At 46.7% G+C, this 16182-nt stretch carries 12 protein-coding genes and 1 tRNA gene; 8 read left to right on the forward strand and 5 right to left on the reverse strand.

Going from position 1 to position 16182, the window contains the following annotated elements:
* Nucleotide 1 precedes the first annotated feature (1 nt).
* Nucleotides 2–925, reverse strand: coding sequence for a LysR family transcriptional regulator (locus ICE89_RS00415; RefSeq protein ID WP_216264110.1), 924 nt, complete (start codon nucleotides 923–925; stop codon nucleotides 2–4).
* Nucleotides 926–1058: 133 nt separating this feature from the next.
* On the opposite strand from ICE89_RS00415, the gene gcl reads away from it, so the two are divergent.
* The 3 genes from gcl to glxR are packed head-to-tail and all read left to right on the forward strand — an operon-like array spanning nucleotide 1059 to nucleotide 4615.
* Complete coding sequence (gene gcl / locus ICE89_RS00420) at nucleotides 1059–2849, forward strand: glyoxylate carboligase (protein ID WP_216264259.1); 1791 nt, start codon at nucleotides 1059–1061, stop codon at nucleotides 2847–2849.
* 31 nt (nucleotides 2850–2880) lie between these two features.
* A complete protein-coding gene (hyi, locus tag ICE89_RS00425) occupies nucleotides 2881–3684 on the forward strand; it encodes a hydroxypyruvate isomerase (RefSeq protein ID WP_216264112.1) in 804 nt (267 codons plus the stop codon).
* A 34-nt stretch (nucleotides 3685–3718) separates the two neighbouring features.
* Complete coding sequence (gene glxR, locus ICE89_RS00430) at nucleotides 3719–4615, forward strand: 2-hydroxy-3-oxopropionate reductase (RefSeq protein ID WP_216234482.1); 897 nt, start codon at nucleotides 3719–3721, stop codon at nucleotides 4613–4615.
* 135 nt (nucleotides 4616–4750) lie between these two features.
* Here the strand turns inward: glxR and ICE89_RS00435 are convergent.
* Nucleotides 4751–4837: transfer RNA gene (locus ICE89_RS00435), tRNA-Leu, on the reverse strand.
* Nucleotides 4838–4992: 155 nt separating this feature from the next.
* On the opposite strand from ICE89_RS00435, the gene rnr reads away from it, so the two are divergent.
* From rnr to ICE89_RS00450, 3 genes are read left to right on the forward strand one after another with little or no spacing between them, the layout of a single operon-like run.
* Nucleotides 4993–7374 carry a ribonuclease R gene (gene rnr, locus ICE89_RS00440; RefSeq protein WP_216264260.1) on the forward strand — a complete coding sequence of 794 codons (2382 nt, stop codon included), beginning with the start codon at nucleotides 4993–4995 and terminating at the stop codon, nucleotides 7372–7374.
* A gap of 15 nt (nucleotides 7375–7389) precedes the next feature.
* The gene (rlmB, locus tag ICE89_RS00445) at nucleotides 7390–8157 is read left to right on the forward strand and encodes a 23S rRNA (guanosine(2251)-2'-O)-methyltransferase RlmB (protein ID WP_216264261.1); all 768 of its coding nucleotides are present in this window, start codon (nucleotides 7390–7392) and stop codon (nucleotides 8155–8157) included.
* A 15-nt stretch (nucleotides 8158–8172) separates the two neighbouring features.
* Nucleotides 8173–8358 carry a DUF2892 domain-containing protein gene (locus tag ICE89_RS00450; RefSeq protein ID WP_216224441.1) on the forward strand — a complete coding sequence of 62 codons (186 nt, stop codon included), beginning with the start codon at nucleotides 8173–8175 and terminating at the stop codon, nucleotides 8356–8358.
* Here ICE89_RS00450 and tal read toward each other — a convergent pair whose 3' ends face one another.
* Nucleotides 8359–9336: a transaldolase gene (gene tal, locus ICE89_RS00455; RefSeq protein ID WP_216264262.1), complete on the reverse strand. Its 978-nt coding sequence runs from the start codon at nucleotides 9334–9336 to the stop codon at nucleotides 8359–8361.
* Between the two features lie 93 nt (nucleotides 9337–9429).
* Here tal and rpiA point away from each other — a divergent pair, with 93 nt between their 5' ends.
* A complete protein-coding gene (rpiA, locus tag ICE89_RS00460) occupies nucleotides 9430–10140 on the forward strand; it encodes a ribose-5-phosphate isomerase RpiA (protein ID WP_216264263.1) in 711 nt (236 codons plus the stop codon).
* Between the two features lie 259 nt (nucleotides 10141–10399).
* Here rpiA and ICE89_RS00465 read toward each other — a convergent pair whose 3' ends face one another.
* Together ICE89_RS00465 and argA are read right to left on the reverse strand one after the other, a co-directional pair.
* Complete coding sequence (locus ICE89_RS00465; protein ID WP_046330271.1) at nucleotides 10400–10672, reverse strand: oxidative damage protection protein; 273 nt, start codon at nucleotides 10670–10672, stop codon at nucleotides 10400–10402.
* A gap of 41 nt (nucleotides 10673–10713) precedes the next feature.
* A complete protein-coding gene (gene argA, locus ICE89_RS00470) occupies nucleotides 10714–12078 on the reverse strand; it encodes an amino-acid N-acetyltransferase (protein ID WP_216264264.1) in 1365 nt (454 codons plus the stop codon).
* Between the two features lie 17 nt (nucleotides 12079–12095).
* Between argA and hrpA the strand changes: the two genes are divergently transcribed.
* Nucleotides 12096–16166, forward strand: a complete 4071-nt coding sequence (gene hrpA, locus ICE89_RS00475) for an ATP-dependent RNA helicase HrpA (protein WP_370625305.1) — start codon at nucleotides 12096–12098, stop codon at nucleotides 16164–16166.
* Nucleotides 16167–16182: the final 16 nt, after the last annotated feature.

Genomic DNA, 16182 nt, shown 5'->3' on the forward strand with positions numbered 1-16182 from the left:
TTTATTCCGCTTTACCAGCCTCAATACCTTTCCACCATTCGCCTTTAAATTGACTCTGTAGCCAATCAATACATTGACTCACTTTAGTCGGCACATGTTTTGGCGATGAAAAAACCGCATGAATTTCTTGAGCGGGGAGAGACCAATCTTGCATCACGGGCTCAAGAACCTCGTCTTTGACTGATTGGTAAGCTACATACCAGGGAACTGCTGCTAAACCCATGCCAACCCTTGCAGCAGCCAAAATGGAAGATAGATTATTCGAGGTGAATGGACCTTTGACTTCAATAATTTCGCTTTGATTGTTTTTGTTGGTAAAGCTCCAGCGATGATCGCCTTGGGTGGTGGTGTAAATCAGTGCTTGATGGTTGCGAACATCTTCAGGTTTCTTTGGGGCGGGATGATCTTTAAGGTATTTAGGATTGGCTACTAAGACCCAGGGATTTAAGCCTAGAAAGCGGGAGCCAAGAGAGGAATCTGGAAGACGCCGCATCCGGATAGCCAGATCCACTCCTTGTTCAATTAGGTTGATGTAGCGGTCATCCATATCCAGGTTGACCTCTAGCTCAGGGTGGTGTGACATAAACTCCAAAATAGAATGCATGAGGACACGTCGTCCAAAGGCCACAGAGGAGCTGATCGTGAGCTTACCTCGCACCTTCGATTGCATCAGCGATGCCAAGTCATCCGCTTCTTCAATTTCTCGGGCAATCCCTTTGCATTTCTCGTAATAAATTTTGCCGATTTCGGTGGGGGTGACCCCTCTTGTGCTGCGGTGCAATAAAAGGGCGCCTAAGCGTTTTTCCATGCTGGCAACAAATTTGGTTGCTGTAGGCTGAGTAATGCCTAAATCCTCTGCGGCCTTGCTAAAAGAGCCTGTTTCAACAACTCGAATAAAGAGCGATATGCCTTGTACGCGATCCATGTTCAATTTTTTAGTGGCTGATAGGCACTTTTTACACTATTCCACTACGGAATACTAGATATAGATTTGCTGAGGTTCTCAAGTCGGTCAAATTTGAAGATCATTCACTCATTGCAAATATAGGAGATAAATCATGGCAAAGATGAAAGCCGCAATGGCAGCAGTTTTGGTAATGGAAAAAGAGGGTGTTACCCAAGCTTTTGGTGTACCAGGCGCTGCTATTAACCCTTTGTACGCTCAGATGAGAGAGCGTCAGTCTATTGCTCATGTATTAGCAAGACACGTTGAAGGTGCATCTCACATGGCTGAGGGCTATACCCGCGCTGCACCAGGCAATATTGGTGTTTGTATTGGCACATCAGGCCCTGGCGGTACCGATATGATTACAGGCTTGTACTCTGCGCAAGCCGACAGTATTCCTATTTTATGCATTACTGGTCAAGCGCCACGTGCGAAATTGCATAAAGAAGATTTTCAAGCGGTTGATATTGCTTCAATTGCTAAGCCATTAACAAAAATGGCAGTCACTGTATTAGAGCCTGCATTGGTTCCACGCGTATTTCAGCAGGCATTTCATTTGATGCGCTCTGGCCGTCCAGGTCCTGTATTGATTGATTTGCCAATAGACGTACAAATGGCTGAAATCGAGTTTGATATTGATACTTATGAATCTTTGCCAGCCTATAAGCCTGCGGCTACTCGTAATCAAATTGAAAAAGCATTAGAAATGCTCAATGCTTCTGAGAAGCCATTGATTGTTGCTGGCGGCGGTGTTATCAATGCAGATGCCTCTGACTTGTTAGTACAGTTTGCTGAAATTACCGGCATTCCAGTGATTCCCACTCTCATGGGTTGGGGCTCCATTCCAGATAGTCATCCATTGATGGCGGGTATGGTTGGATTGCAGACTTCACATCGCTATGGCAATGCCACGATGATTGCAAGTGACTTTGTATTGGGTATTGGTAATCGCTGGGCGAATCGCCATACAGGCTCTACAGAGGTTTATTGCAAGGGACGTAAGTTCGTTCACGTAGATATTGAGCCTACTCAAATTGGCCGTATCTTCACTCCAGACCTTGGCATTGTTTCTGATGCAAAACTGGCCTTAGAGATGTTTGTTGAAGTAGCAAGCGCAATGAAAAAGGCAGGCAAACTCAAAGATAGAAGCAACTGGTCTTCTGAGTGCTTGGATAGAAAAAATTCAATTGACTATCAGCGTAAGACTAACTTTAGCGACTCACCGATGAAGCCGCAGCGTGTTTACCAGGAAATGGTTCAGACATTTGGTGAAGACGTGACATACGTAAGTACTATCGGCTTATCTCAAATTGCAGGAGCACAATTCTTAAAGGTATTTAAACCACGTCATTGGATTAATTGTGGTCAAGCAGGCCCCTTGGGCTGGACAGTTCCTGCTGCTTTGGGTGTGCGTGCTGCTGATCCATCAAGAAAGATTGTTGCCTTATCTGGCGACTATGACTTTCAGTTCATGATTGAGGAATTGGCTGTTGGTGCTCAATTTAAGTTGCCGTTTATTCAGATCTTGGTCAATAACAGCTATTTGGGATTAATCCGCCAAGCCCAACGTGGCTTTGAAATGGACTATTGCGTTCAATTGGCCTTTGACAACGTGAACATCCCAGAAAGTGCTGGAATTTTGAAAGGTTATGGTGTTGATCACGTAAAAGTAGTTGAGGGCTTGGGTTGTAAGGCGATTCGTGTAGAGCGCGAAGAGCAATTGGCTCCGGCAATCGCACAAGCGGAAGCTTGGATTGCTGAATTCAAAGTACCTGTCGTGGTTGAGGTGATTCTTGAGCGTGTGACGAATATCGCTATGGGCACTGAAATCGATAATATCAATGAGTTTGAGCCTTTAGCGCAATCTATTGAAGATGCGCCTACAGCTGTTCTTCAGGCATAAGAATCAATCACTTTTATAACAGGAATTATTTATGCCACGTTTTGCCGCAAATTTAACTATGCTATTTACCGAAGATCCGTTTTTGAATCGATTTGCCCTTGCGCGAATTGGTGGATTTAAGGCTGTAGAGTTTTTGTTTCCATACCCATATTCAAAAGAAGAAATCAAAACGAACCTTGATGCCTATGCACTGAAGTTGGTGTTGCATAATCTGCCTGCAGGAGATTGGGATGCGGGTGAGCGTGGTATTGCTTGTCATCCAGATCGTGTTGAAGAGTTCCGCTCTGGCGTTGCCAAGGCAATAGAATATGCCACCTACCTCAATGTAGGCCAGCTCAATTGTTTGGCTGGTAAAGTGCCAGCGGGAGTCGATAGCAAGCTAGTACATGAAACCTTTGTCAGTAATCTGAGATATGCTGCCGAGCAATTAAAAAAAGCCAATATCAAATTGCTCATTGAGCCAATCAATACTTTTGATATCCCTGGATTTTATTTATCCAAGACCCAGCAAGCAATTGACATCATGGATGAGGTTGGTTCGGATAATTTGTATTTGCAATATGACATCTACCATGCGCAGCGCATGGAAGGTGAAATTGCTAACACGATGCAAAAACACTTATCCCGTATAGCGCATATCCAGTTAGCCGATAATCCAGGACGTAATGAGCCGGGTACTGGCGAGATCAACTATGAGTATTTGTTTGGTTTGTTAGACCAGATTGGTTACAAGGGTTGGATTGGTTGTGAATACAAACCACTAAAAAATACAGCTGCTGGTCTAGGATGGATGCATCGTTATGAGCATTCGTATCAAGAGAGCGCTTACGCTTAAATAACTATAAATAAAAATTAGCAGGAATCAAAAAATGAGCAAACTCAAGTTAGGCTTTGTTGGCCTTGGCATCATGGGTGCCCCAATGGCGGGTCATTTGGTTAATGCTGGTCATGAGGTATTTATTAATACCCGCACTAAAGTGCCAGATAGCTTAGCTTCTACAGCAGCTATTGCCTGTGCTTCTCCCCAAGAAGTCGCTAGCAAAGCGGACATGATCTTTGTTATGGTGCCTGATACCCCGGATGTGGAAAAAGTCCTGTTTGGGGACAAAGGCATTGCTGCTGGACTATCTAAGGGCAAAGTCGTGATTGATATGAGTTCTATATCTCCGATCGCCACTAAAGAATTTGCCCAAAAGATCAATGCCCTAGGCTGTGATTACTTAGATGCCCCAGTATCGGGTGGTGAGTTGGGTGCTAAAAATGCCACCTTGTCCATCATGGTCGGTGGGGATGACAAGGTCTTTGAGAAGGTCAAACCTGTTTTTGAGCTGATGGGTAAAAACATTAATCTAGTCGGTGGCAATGGTGATGGTCAAACCGCTAAAGTAGCCAACCAAATTATTGTGGCCTTAAATATTGAAGCCGTTGCTGAGGCGCTCCTCTTTGCAGCCAAAGCCGGGGCCGATCCCGCTAAGGTACGCCAAGCCTTAATGGGTGGCTTTGCCAGCTCGAAGATCCTAGAAGTGCATGGTGAGCGCATGGTCAAAAGAACCTTTGATCCTGGATTTCGGATTGAACTGCATCAAAAAGACTTAAACCTAGCTTTAAATAGCGCTAGAGCCTTAGGCGTTTCTTTACCGAATACCGCAACAGCGCAAGAGCTCTTTAACTCCTGCTCAGCCCATGGCGGTAAAGCGTGGGACCACTCAGCCATGGTCAGGGCATTAGAGAAGTTGGCGAACTTTGAAATTGGGCAAAAGGCTTAAGGGCTATTGCGTAACAATAAAAAGGCCCAGCAGCTATATTTGTCTGGGGTGGTTTTGTAGACAAAGGCTAGCTAACTCCATAGCAGCCTTATAGTATCGAGCGCAGAGCGTCATCAATCCCTGTTAAATCTTGTTTGGTGCCCAGGAAGGGACTCGAACCCCCACAACCTTACGATCGCCAGCACCTGAAGCTGGTGCGTCTACCAATTTCGCCACCTGGGCATGCCTTTATTATAGAGGGATGGGTATTTCTTGGTCATTTCTGGCCTGATTCGGCTTTTTCCTCTCAGACTTGCTGGTTTGATACAGTAGCCTTATTCATAACAAAAATAGATATCAGCAGATATATACAGGGCATGTATTGCCGAAGGAATTAAATGCGTAAAGCAAAAGACTTGATGCCACGTGAGGCTGACCGTTTAGGAACAGTTCAGGGGCATCGAGATGGATTTGGATTTGTCATTCCCGATGATGGTGGCGAAGATATCTTTCTATCTGAAAGAGAAATGTCACGTGTCATGCATGGCGATAGAGTCAATGTCAGAGTACTAGGAACGGATCGACGCGGTCGCCCAGAAGGGCAGATTGTTGAAGTAGTTCTGCACGCTAATAAAGTAGTGATCGGGCGTCTCTTAAATGAAAACGGTGTCCTAATTGTTGCGCCTGAAGATAAGCGCATTGGCCACGATATTTTGATTCCGCCTAAAGGGCAGGGCACCGCAAAATTAGGGCAGGTTGTTAGTGTCGAGATTATTGATTACCCAGATAGTTATCGTCAGGCAGTTGGACGTGTAGTTGAAGTATTAGGCGAAATTGACGATCCCGGTATGGAAATCGAAATCGCTGTACGTAAGTATGGCGTCCCCCATGAATTTTCTGCTGCCGCCATAAAAGAGGCTGCAGCATTGCCAGATACAGTCCAGCAATCTGATCTAGAAGGCCGCGTTGATTTACGTGATGTACCTTTGGTCACCATTGACGGTGCTGATGCTAGGGACTTCGATGATGCTGTTTACTGTGAGCCGGTCATGTATGGCCAGACTAAAGCCTGGCGCTTGATCGTGGCGATTGCTGACGTATCTCATTACGTCAAGCCAGGTCATCCATTGGATGACGAGGGCTTATTGCGTGCCACTTCAGTCTACTTTCCAAGACGCGTAATCCCGATGCTTCCTGAGAAGATCTCCAATGGCCTTTGCTCACTCAATCCAGATGTCGATCGTCTATGTATGGTGTGTGACTCCGTTGTAGATAACAACGGTATTGTGTTGGCTTACCAGTTTTATCCAGCGGTAATGCACTCAGCGCAACGTTTTACTTACGATATTGTTTGGGAGATTCTTTCTAATAGTAAGGGTCCAGAGGCAACACGCTTTGCGCAGTTCCGTCCATTGCTGGGTAACCTATATTCGCTTTATAAGATTCTGTTAGTTGCTCGTGAGAAGCGGGGCGCTATCGAGTTTGAAACAACTGAAACACAAATTATTAGTAATGAGCTTGGTAAGATTCTCCGTATTGAGCCACGTCTTCGGAATGATGCCCATCGCTTAATTGAGGAGTGCATGTTGACTGCCAACGTTTGCGCTGCCGACTTCATTGATAAAAATAAGCACCTTAGTCTTTATCGTGTGCATGGTGAGCCATCAGAAGAGAAGTTGGTTACTTTGCGCCAAGTTCTGAGAACTTCAGGTCTGTCATTGGGTGGTGGCGATAAACCTAAACCACGCGACTACGCTAAATTGATGCGTGAGATTAAAGAGCGCCCCGATGCCAATATGCTGCAGTCAGTGGTATTGCGCTCCATGCAGCAAGCGATGTACCAGCCTGACAACGAAGGCCACTTTGGCTTGGCTTACCCAGCTTACTCACATTTCACAAGTCCGATCCGCCGTTATCCTGATTTACTAACGCATCGCGTAATCAAGTCGATTCTCCAGAAAAAACCATACGTACCGGTATTGCCGCCAAAGGTTCCACTTAATCTCACCTTGCCACGTAAAGGTAAAGGTCGCGAGAATGCAGTCAATGCCAAGAAATCCCAAAGTGATGCCAAGGCAGGAGTAGCAAAAGGCACGAAACCACCTAAGGGTGCCAATGCCGCATTGCCAATCTGGGGCCAATTGGGCGTTCATTGCTCATCCAATGAGCGTCGTGCTGATGAAGCTTCACGTGATGTAGAAGCTTGGCTCAAATGTTACTACATGCGTGACCATTTAGGTCAAGAATATGCTGGCACTGTCACCGGCGTTGCGAGCTTTGGTTTATTTATTCAACTAGAGAATCTCTTTGTCGAAGGTATGGTGCATGTCACCGAACTTGGCGGAGATTATTTCCAATATGACGAGGCTCGCCAAGAATTGCGTGGAGAGCGAACTGGTATTCGTTATCGTTTAGGCGATCGTTTGCATGTATTGGTCAGTCGCGTTGACTTAGATGCGCGCAAGATTGAATTTAGTCTCGTCAAATCCGTTGGTGCTGAGCCTGGCGGATCTTCCAATCGCCGTCAATTACTTTTAGCAACGGATACAGGCAGACCCAATAAAAAAGCAGCCCCTCAAAGAGGTCGTTCTGACAACAGGACTCCACAAAAACCAAGTGGTATTAATGTGAATGCAGCTAAATCTGCTGGAACTCTGGGAGCCAACCAGTCTAAGAGTAAAGCTGCTCGCAAAAATGGCAAAGCAAAGCCCGGCAGGGCCGTCGGCAAGCCTGCAGGCAGTAAGCCTCCAGTTCGCAGCACTAAAGCACGCCGCAAATAAAGAATAGAAAAGAAAATGAAGCAAATATTAGTTGGATTTCATGCGGTACAAGCGCGCTTACGAATTGATCCAGATAGTTTGAAGTCTGTGTACTTTGACTCCGGTCGTCGTGATAGACGTATGGGAGATTTTTTAAAACAAGCTGAAGAGATTTTAGGTGAGCGTTTACACGCAGCTGATGCCGAGCGTTTGCATAAGCTAACAGGACATGATCGCCATCAAGGTGTTGTGGCCTTGGCAGAAAAAATGACTGTGGCACGCACTGTTACTGAAGTGGTTGAAGATGCTGAGAGTGCTCAGAAAAAGCCATTGTTCCTGGTTTTAGATGGCATTACTGATCCCCATAACTTTGGCGCTTGCCTGCGCGTAGCCGATGGCGCTGGCGTAGATGCTGTTGTAGTCCCTAAAGATCGCTCTGCATCAATTAATGCCACTGTAAGCAAGGTATCTAGTGGGGCATCAGAAGTGATACCCGTTATTACGGTTACCAACCTCGTTCGAAGTATGAAAGAGATGCAGGAAGCGGGTGTTTGGCTAATTGGCACCGATGATGAGGCTACAAAATCGATCTATGACATCGACCTTACAGGCCCCATTGGGATTGTGATGGGGGCTGAAGGCGAGGGTATGCGCCGCCTGACCAAAGAAACTTGCGATGAGCTGGTGCGCATTCCTATGCAAGGTGCAGTCTCAAGTTTGAATGTGTCTGTTGCAAGTGGCGTATGCTTATATGAGGCATTAAGACAGCGCCTAGCTAAAGTATCTGACAAAGCTGCCAAGTAAAACAAGGAGCTTCATATGAAATGCAATATCGGACATACTGATCGCGTTCTACGAATGACTGTTGGCGTCACGCTAATGGGCTTAGCTGGTTTTGGTATCACTGGCCCATGGGCTTGGATTGGCGTCATTCCATTATTAACGGGAATGATTGGCAACTGCCCGGCTTACTCAATACTAGGCATCAATACCGCCAAGAAGTAATTACTTGGCTAGTAGCGCTTCCAACCTCTCAGTATCTACGCAGAAGTTCCGAATCCCTTCAGCCAATTTCTCGGTAGCCATTGCATCATTGTTGAGCTGCAAGCGGAAACTGGATTCATCTAGTTTTAGCGGTGCAATACCTTCCGCCTCTAATGCTACTTTGGCATTAGCAGCATCGAGTTTTGCCTCGACGGAGATATGGCTGCTCTGGAGCTCAGCCAATAGTTCTGGGCTAATAGTCAAAAGGTCACAACCCGCTAGCTCTAGGATCTGGCTGGTATTGCGAAAGCTAGCCCCCATGATTTCAGTAGGGATGCCAAAGTGCTTGTAGTAATGAAAGATTCTCTTTACTGAAGTTACGCCAGGATCATTTGCGCCACCATTAGCACTCTCACTCCAGTTGCTGGCTAACTTAGCTTTATTCCAATCGGTGATACGTCCCACAAATGGAGAAATGAGTTTTGCATTGGCTGCACCACATGCAGCCGCTTGCACGAGTGAGAAGAGTAGGGTCATATTGCAATGAATACCTTGCGCCTCTAATTCTTTGGCGGCGGCAATACCTTCCCATGTTCCTGCTAACTTAATCAAAATCCTTTTACGGTCAATGCCATGAGATTCATATAGGGCAATTAAATGCTTTGCTTTAGTTACAGTCGCCTTGCTATCAAAAGAAAGTCTGGCGTCAACTTCTGTAGAAACGCGACCAGGAACAATCTTCAGAATTTCCAAACCAAACGCAACCAGGATGTAATCCACCAAATCGGTCGGGCTCATACCTGGATGCGCTGCCTTGACCGACTGCACCAAATCTTGGTAATTGCTTTGTTGAGCAGCTTTTAGAATCAGGGAGGGGTTGGTAGTCGCATCTTGCGGCTGAAAAGCCTGCATACGCTCAAAATCGCCTGTATCAGCCACAACGGTGGTGAGTTTCTTCAGTTGCTCTAGTTGATTTAGTGATGAAGGGGTGCTGTTCATGGGCTTGCTCGTTGCTCAAAGGTGATTTTCTGATAGATATCATATGATAGATGGATTAATTACTCAGTTCCAGTAAAGGCATTTGATAGCTATATGAACCAAGATCAACTAAAGCAAATGGTAGGCGAGGCGGCTAGAGATGAAGTCCTTAAGCTGCCTGCCGGACAGATTTTAGGTGTTGGCACAGGCTCGACTGCCAATTGCTTCATTGATGCGCTAGCTCCGCATAAGGATCATTTTGCGGGCACGGTATCGAGCTCTAACGCTACGACTGAACGCTTACTCAAACACGGTTTTAAGGTGCTAGACCCAAATGTTGTGCAAGGTCTGCCAGCTTATGTTGATGGGGCAGATGAAATCAATCCTTTGGGTCATATGATTAAGGGCGGTGGCGGAGCGCTCACCAGAGAAAAAATTATTGCCTCCATGGCAAAGCAATTTATCTGTATTTGCGATTCATCAAAACAAGTACCGGTGCTAGGCAACTTTGCATTACCAGTAGAAATCATTCCTCTTGCGAAAGGCGTTGTGAGTCGTGAGTTGGAGAAATTAGGCGGAAAAGTTACCCTCCGTCTGGCAAAGAGCACTAGGGCTGATCTTAATCAAACTCCTAGCGAGCCTTTTGTCACCGATAACGGTGGTTGGATCCTGGATATAGCTGGCCTGAAGATTGCCGACCCTATTCAGATGGAAGCGCAAATCAATCAAATCGCTGGTGTGATTACCGTCGGCCTGTTTGCTAAAGAAAAAGCCAATATTCTGTTGGTCAGCAACGCTGCTGGCGTTGCAAGAATTGCGCTGTAGAAATTAAAAAACCCGACGGGGTATGCCCATCGGGTTTATCTGCCATGATATGCATGGCGCAGATAATCGGAAGGTAATTAGTTCCGACATCTATGAGTGCACAGATGCGCTCATCTTAAGTGGCTTTCGCCAATGTGAGTGTGACACTAATTCTGTCTCACCACAACTTCATCCTACGCTTATCGTTGGCAGTGTCAACAGCAATTCAGAATATATTTTTCAATCATTTCTTTGCTGCAACACCGCAACCGATATTTGCTTACTCTGCAGGCGGTACGTAACCTTGAGCCATATCAGCACCACCCTCAAAGAAGTACTTTTCTACCTGCTTTAAGAGGTACTGACGTGCACGTGGGTCGGCCATATTGAGGCGGTTTTCATTAATCAGCATTGTTTGGTGCTTTAACCAAGCAGCCCAAGCTTCTTTGGAGACTTGATTCCAAACCTTCTTACCTAGCTCGCCTGGAAGCGGGGCAAAATCCATTCCTTCAGCTTCTTTATTGAGTTTGATGCATTGAACCATGCGTGCCATCTGTAATACCTTTCTAGTATTTCTTCAGTTTCTTAAATTACTTATAGATCTTTAGTTAAAACCATGGACTTGCGGTCCCAGTTATATATTTGTTTTCTTTCCTCAGGCAAATCATCAACTGATGCCCGTTTAAAGCCACGCTTTAAGAACCAGTGCTCAGTTCTAGTGGTGAGAACAAATAATTTTTTAATACCTTCTTGCTTGGCGCGCATTTCAACGCGCTTGAGTAGACGCTCGCCGTCACCCGAACCTTGTACGTCAGGATCTACTGCGAGACAAGCTAACTCACCAACACCATTCGGGAATGGGAAGAGGGCGGCACAACCAAAAAGAACTCGGTCATGCTCTATAACTGAGAATCGCTGAATGTCACGTTCAATCACGTCTTGTCCACGAGCCGCCAAGATGCCTTCATCTTCCAAAGGCATCGTCAACTGCAAAATACCGCCGACATCATCTTGATTGGCTTCACGTAAGTTCTCGATATCAGATGAGGCTAGCATCATGCCAATACCATCATGGGTAAAGAGCTCTTCTAGGAGCGCTCCATCCTGATTGCAGGGCAAAAAGTGAACCCGGCTAACGCCTGCTCGTATTGCTCTACCAGAGATATTGAGCAAACCCTTCATACCAAGATCCATGTCTTTATTCTGGGCAACATACTCTTGCAACTGAGGCATAGACAGTTCGGTAATGAAATCACCTTCATCATCTTTTAGGCCTGGATATGGACTCAAGAAGATTAACTTATCTGCTTTCAGTGCAGCAGCAGTCGATGCTGCCACGTCTTCATACGCCAGATTAAATGCTTGGCCTGTTGGCGAGAAACCTAAAGGTGAAAGCAAAACAATTTTATTGCTGTCCAAGGACTGCCCAATAGAGCTAGAGTCTACCTTACGAACAAGGCCGGTATGAATGTAATCAGTGCCTTCAACAACACCCACAGGCATTGCAGTAATAAAATTTCCTGAGATCACAGAAATACGTGAGCCCGCCATGGGAGTGTTTGGTAAGCCACGGCTAAATGCTGCCTCAATATCGAGGCGCAATTCACCGGCAGCTTCTTTCACGCACTCGAGCGCAGCAGCATCAGTAATCCGATAGCTGTGCAGGGCACTCTTACCAAACTTACTTTTAATTTTCCGGAGCATCAGTTGCTCTTCAATCTGTGGGCGGATACCGTGAACCAGAACAATCCGCATACCCATAGCATGGAGCATGGCGATATCTTCAATCAGATTCTCAAGGCCGATTTCTTGGACAAGTTCACCTGCAAAAGCAATAACGAAGGTCTTCTCGCGGAAGCTATGAATGTAGGGCGCAACATCGCGCAACCACCCTACGAAAGGGAAGTTGGAGGTCGTTTCTTCGGCCATTAAGGCCTGGTTCGGTGCATTTGTTGGCATAGTGAGAAAATTATAGGGTGCAAGAGCCCATAAACCAACAAAAACCCAATGCAATGCCACAGCCTGTGCCTGCTTCCAACACCTCACGGAGACTAGAAATTCGCTTTCCAGAGGAATTGCCGGTCTCTGGTCAGCGTCAGCTGATCAAGGATGCCCTGCAGAGCCACCAGGTGGTGATTGTGTGCGGTGAGACTGGCTCGGGCAAGACCACCCAGCTTCCGAAGATCTGTTTGGACCTGGGGCGAGGCACGATTAATGGCGGCAAGCTCATTGGCCATACTCAACCTCGCCGGATTGCAGCCACCGCTACGGCCAAGCGCATTGCCCAAGAGCTAGGTTCACCCGTTGGCCAAGATGTGGGCTATCAAGTTCGCTTTGCTGATAAGACTAGTCATACCGCTTCTATCAAGTTGATGACCGATGGCATCTTGCTGGCAGAGACTCAGCGCGACCCTCAGTTACGCGCCTATGACACGCTCATTATTGACGAAGCGCATGAACGTAGTCTGAACATTGATTTCTTATTGGGTTATCTGAGACAGCTACTCCCAAAGCGACCAGATCTCAAGCTGATCATTACCTCGGCAACCATCGATGCCCAGCGTTTTGCCGAACACTTTGCCATTAATGGCAAGGTAGCACCCGTTATTGAAGTCAGCGGTAGATTGTTTCCGGTAGAGCAACGTTATGCACCGCTGGAGCCGGATGCCAAGCCAGATGGCAAAAAAGAATCCAAAACTGCCAAGGAAATTCCGGATGCGGTGACGGAAGAGATCGCCAGCTTATGGCGAGAAGGAGCAGCGGGCGCAGGAGACGTATTGGTCTTCTTACCAGGCGAGCGTGAGATACGCGATTGCGCAGAAGCCTTACGTAAAGATCATGTCTTGCAGCAACGCTTTCATCCCGAGATTCTGAGTTTGTTTGCTCGTCAATCCGTCGCTGAGCAAGAGAGGGTCTTTAGCCCAGGCAATGGGCGACGGATTATTCTGACAACCAACGTTGCAGAGACCTCGTTAACAGTACCGAACATTCGGTATGTGATCGATAGTGGTCTGGCGAGGGTCAAACGCTACTCCTATCGCAATAAGGTAGAGCAGCTACAAATTGAGCCCATCTCGCAAGCTGCTGCCAATCAAAGAGCAGGGCGTTGCGGTCGTGTATCCGATGGCATCTGTGTTCGTTTATATAGCGAGCAAGATTATCTGGGGCGGCCTAAATTTACTGATCCAGAGATATTGCGCAGCTCGTTAGCTGCAGTGCTGTTGCGCATGAGCTCCTTACGCTTACCCAAGATCCAGCATTTCCCTTTTATTGATAAACCCTTGGGCAGAGCGATTGCTGATGGTGTGCAACTTCTAGATGAATTAGGCGCAATTGAATTTGATGAATCAGAGCCTGCAGATGGCAAGGATATTAATAACAGCTTCAAGCTCACTGCTATTGGCAAACAATTAGCAGACTTACCCCTTGATCCGCGCATTGGCAGAATGCTCTTAGCTGCTAAAGAGCAGAATGCCCTAAAGGAAGTCACCATCATCGCATCTGCTTTGGCAACTCAAGATCCGCGTGATCGTCCTATGGATCAGGCTGCAGCAGCAGATCAAGCTCATCTACAGTTTGCTGACGAGCGCTCTGAGTTTCTGAGTTTCGTCAAACTCTGGAACTGGTATCAAGATGCCTTAAAGCATAAGAGTAGCAATCGACAGCTTGAGAATTTATGTAAAAGCAAATTTCTATCACCACGTCGCTTACGCGAATGGCGCGATGTTCATGGTCAACTGCACACCATGCTGGGTGAGAAGGGCTGGAAAGAAAATACTTTGGCCGCAACGTATGAGCAGGTACACCTTTCTTTATTAACAGGCCTGCTCGGATATGTAGCCAAAAAAGAAGACGATGAGAAATCTCAAGATCGCAATAGCAAAACTGGTGGTTATGTTGGCGCGCGGGGTATTCGTCCATTCATTTGGCCTGGTTCTACTATTGGCAAAAAGGCAGGCGCCTGGATATTGGCTGGGGAACTTCAAGAAACGAATCGCATGTATGCCAGAACGATTGCGAAGATTGAGCCGCAATGGGTGGAGCGTGTTGCTGCGCATCGTCTAATCAAATCCCTTAGTGATCCTTTCTGGGATAACCGTCAGGGTGAGGTAATGGCTTTTGAGCGGGGCACTTTGTATGGCTTGCCGATTTATCATGGCCGTAGGGTTCGGTATGAGCCACACAATCCTGAGGAGACCAGGGAGTTATTTATTGGCCAGGCCCTGGTGCAGGAAGAAATGTTTGGGCGCATGGATACACCTGCGCTTCAACGGGAAACAGAAACCGATGCCAAGAAAAAATATCCTAATATATTTGGATTCTTTTGGCATAACCGTCGCTTGATTAAAGAAATCGAAGCCTTAGAACACCGCTCGCGTCGACCAGATGTATTAGTAGATGATGATTTGCTTTTTGCTTTTTATGAATCTCGAATACCTAAAGAAGTGCGTAGTCGTGAAAGTCTTAAAGCATGGCTAACGAAAGATAGGAATACCGAAAAAAATCTTGATACTCAACTTCGCCTAGAAAAAGCGGATTTGATGCGTCATGAGGCGGCTGGTATTACCGTAGATCGCTATCCAAAGACGATGTTGGTCGGTGGTGCACAGCTGAGTCTCACCTATCACTTCGAGCCCGGCAGCCCAAAGGATGGCGTAACCCTTGTTGTTCCTTTGACTCAACTGAATCAAGTCGATGGCCGTCGTTGTGAATGGCTAGTACCTGGAATGTGTGAGGAGAAGGTATTGCTCCTTCTTAAATCACTGCCGCAAAAACTCAGGCGACATTGTGTGCCATTGCCCGATTATGCAAAGTCTTTTCTTGAACGCAAGTTAGAGGAGAAGCAGTTTGGCGTTGGTGACTTTCTGGATAGCCTGATTGGCGATATACGCAAAGAGCGCGGCTTAGAAATTAAGCGAACTGACTTTAGGCCAGAGGCATTACCACTACATTCCTCGATGAATTTCCGTCTGATTGACGAACACGGACGCCAACTCGAGGTAGAGCGCAACTTGGCTCGCTTACGTTCAGAGTATGGGCAGACTGCCCGTAATGCCTTCCAAGCGATTGCCCAAGAGACTGCTCAGGTCGAGTTGGGAATGGAGCCACCTCTAGGTGAAAAATCTAAACCCAATGCAAACGGAGGGGCAAACACCGCCGATACCACTCGTAAGGTCGAGCAGGGTGGCTACCGCGCTTGGGAGTTTGGCGAGTTGCCAGAAACTTTAGAGATTCAAAAGGGGAATAAAACTCTGTTTGGTTACCCTGCCCTAGTAGATCGCGTTGGCTTTTGTGATCTTGAGGTATTTGATGATTTAGAGGAGGCCCGCAAACAGCATGCTTTAGGACTACGTCGCTTATTTGCACTGAGCAATAAAGACACGCTCAAAGCCCTACAAAAACAACTGCCCGGTATTCGTGAATTGGGCTTACTATTTATTAACGTGGGATCAGTAGAGGGCTTGATTGATCAGATTCTGAATATTGCCCTTGAGCGTGCTTTTATGACCGAGCAACTTCCGGTGAATGCAGAACAATTTACCGAGCGCCTACAAGCCGGAAAACCGAGATTGGCACTCATTGCCCAAGAGATTGCTCGCCACGCATTAAATGCATTGCAAGCCCATGCAGATTTGCAGAAAAAGCTTGCTAGTGCAAAAGCAGCTTCGCCAAGCACCTACACCGATATACAGTCGCAGATGCAGGGGTTAATCTTCCCTAAGTTCGTGGCTGAGATACCGTATTCGCAATTGGTGCATGTGCCGCGCTATTTAAAAGCAATTGCGATGCGGATTGATAAATTACGATCAAACCCTAGTCGTGATGCCCAATGCCAAAAAGATTGGGAATCGGTTGCTCGTCCGTGGCAAAAACTGATGCAGGGTAACAAGGGGTCTGCCTCTTATGCGATGGCTGAGGATCAAGCTTTAACGGATTTTCGTTGGCAGTTGGAAGAGTTGCGGGTGGCTTTGTATGCTCAAGAGCTCAAAACCCCAACCCCCATGTCCTTAAAGCGGCTCGAAAAGGTTTTAACAAGCTTGCGCTAGGTCAAATCCAAAGCAT

It is taken from the genome of Polynucleobacter sp. AP-Kaivos-20-H2, assembly GCF_018882215.1.
Classification (GTDB): Bacteria; Pseudomonadota; Gammaproteobacteria; order Burkholderiales; family Burkholderiaceae; genus Polynucleobacter.

What these genes read in the sequence shown, in the direction of transcription:
- ICE89_RS00415 (WP_216264110.1), bottom strand. Translation starts at nt 925, where the DNA reads ATGGATCGCGTACAAGGCATATCGCTCTTTATTCGAGTTGTTGAAACA.
- rpiA (WP_216264263.1), top strand. Translation starts at nt 9,430, where the DNA reads ATGAACCAAGATCAACTAAAGCAAATGGTAGGCGAGGCGGCTAGAGAT.
- hyi (WP_216264112.1), top strand. Translation starts at nt 2,881, where the DNA reads ATGCCACGTTTTGCCGCAAATTTAACTATGCTATTTACCGAAGATCCG.
- tal (WP_216264262.1), bottom strand. Translation starts at nt 9,336, where the DNA reads ATGAACAGCACCCCTTCATCACTAAATCAACTAGAGCAACTGAAGAAA.
- argA (WP_216264264.1), bottom strand. Translation starts at nt 12,078, where the DNA reads ATGCCAACAAATGCACCGAACCAGGCCTTAATGGCCGAAGAAACGACC.
- gcl (WP_216264259.1), top strand. Translation starts at nt 1,059, where the DNA reads ATGGCAAAGATGAAAGCCGCAATGGCAGCAGTTTTGGTAATGGAAAAA.
- glxR (WP_216234482.1), top strand. Translation starts at nt 3,719, where the DNA reads ATGAGCAAACTCAAGTTAGGCTTTGTTGGCCTTGGCATCATGGGTGCC.
- rnr (WP_216264260.1), top strand. Translation starts at nt 4,993, where the DNA reads ATGCGTAAAGCAAAAGACTTGATGCCACGTGAGGCTGACCGTTTAGGA.
- ICE89_RS00450 (WP_216224441.1), top strand. Translation starts at nt 8,173, where the DNA reads ATGAAATGCAATATCGGACATACTGATCGCGTTCTACGAATGACTGTT.
- ICE89_RS00465 (WP_046330271.1), bottom strand. Translation starts at nt 10,672, where the DNA reads ATGGCACGCATGGTTCAATGCATCAAACTCAATAAAGAAGCTGAAGGA.
- rlmB (WP_216264261.1), top strand. Translation starts at nt 7,390, where the DNA reads ATGAAGCAAATATTAGTTGGATTTCATGCGGTACAAGCGCGCTTACGA.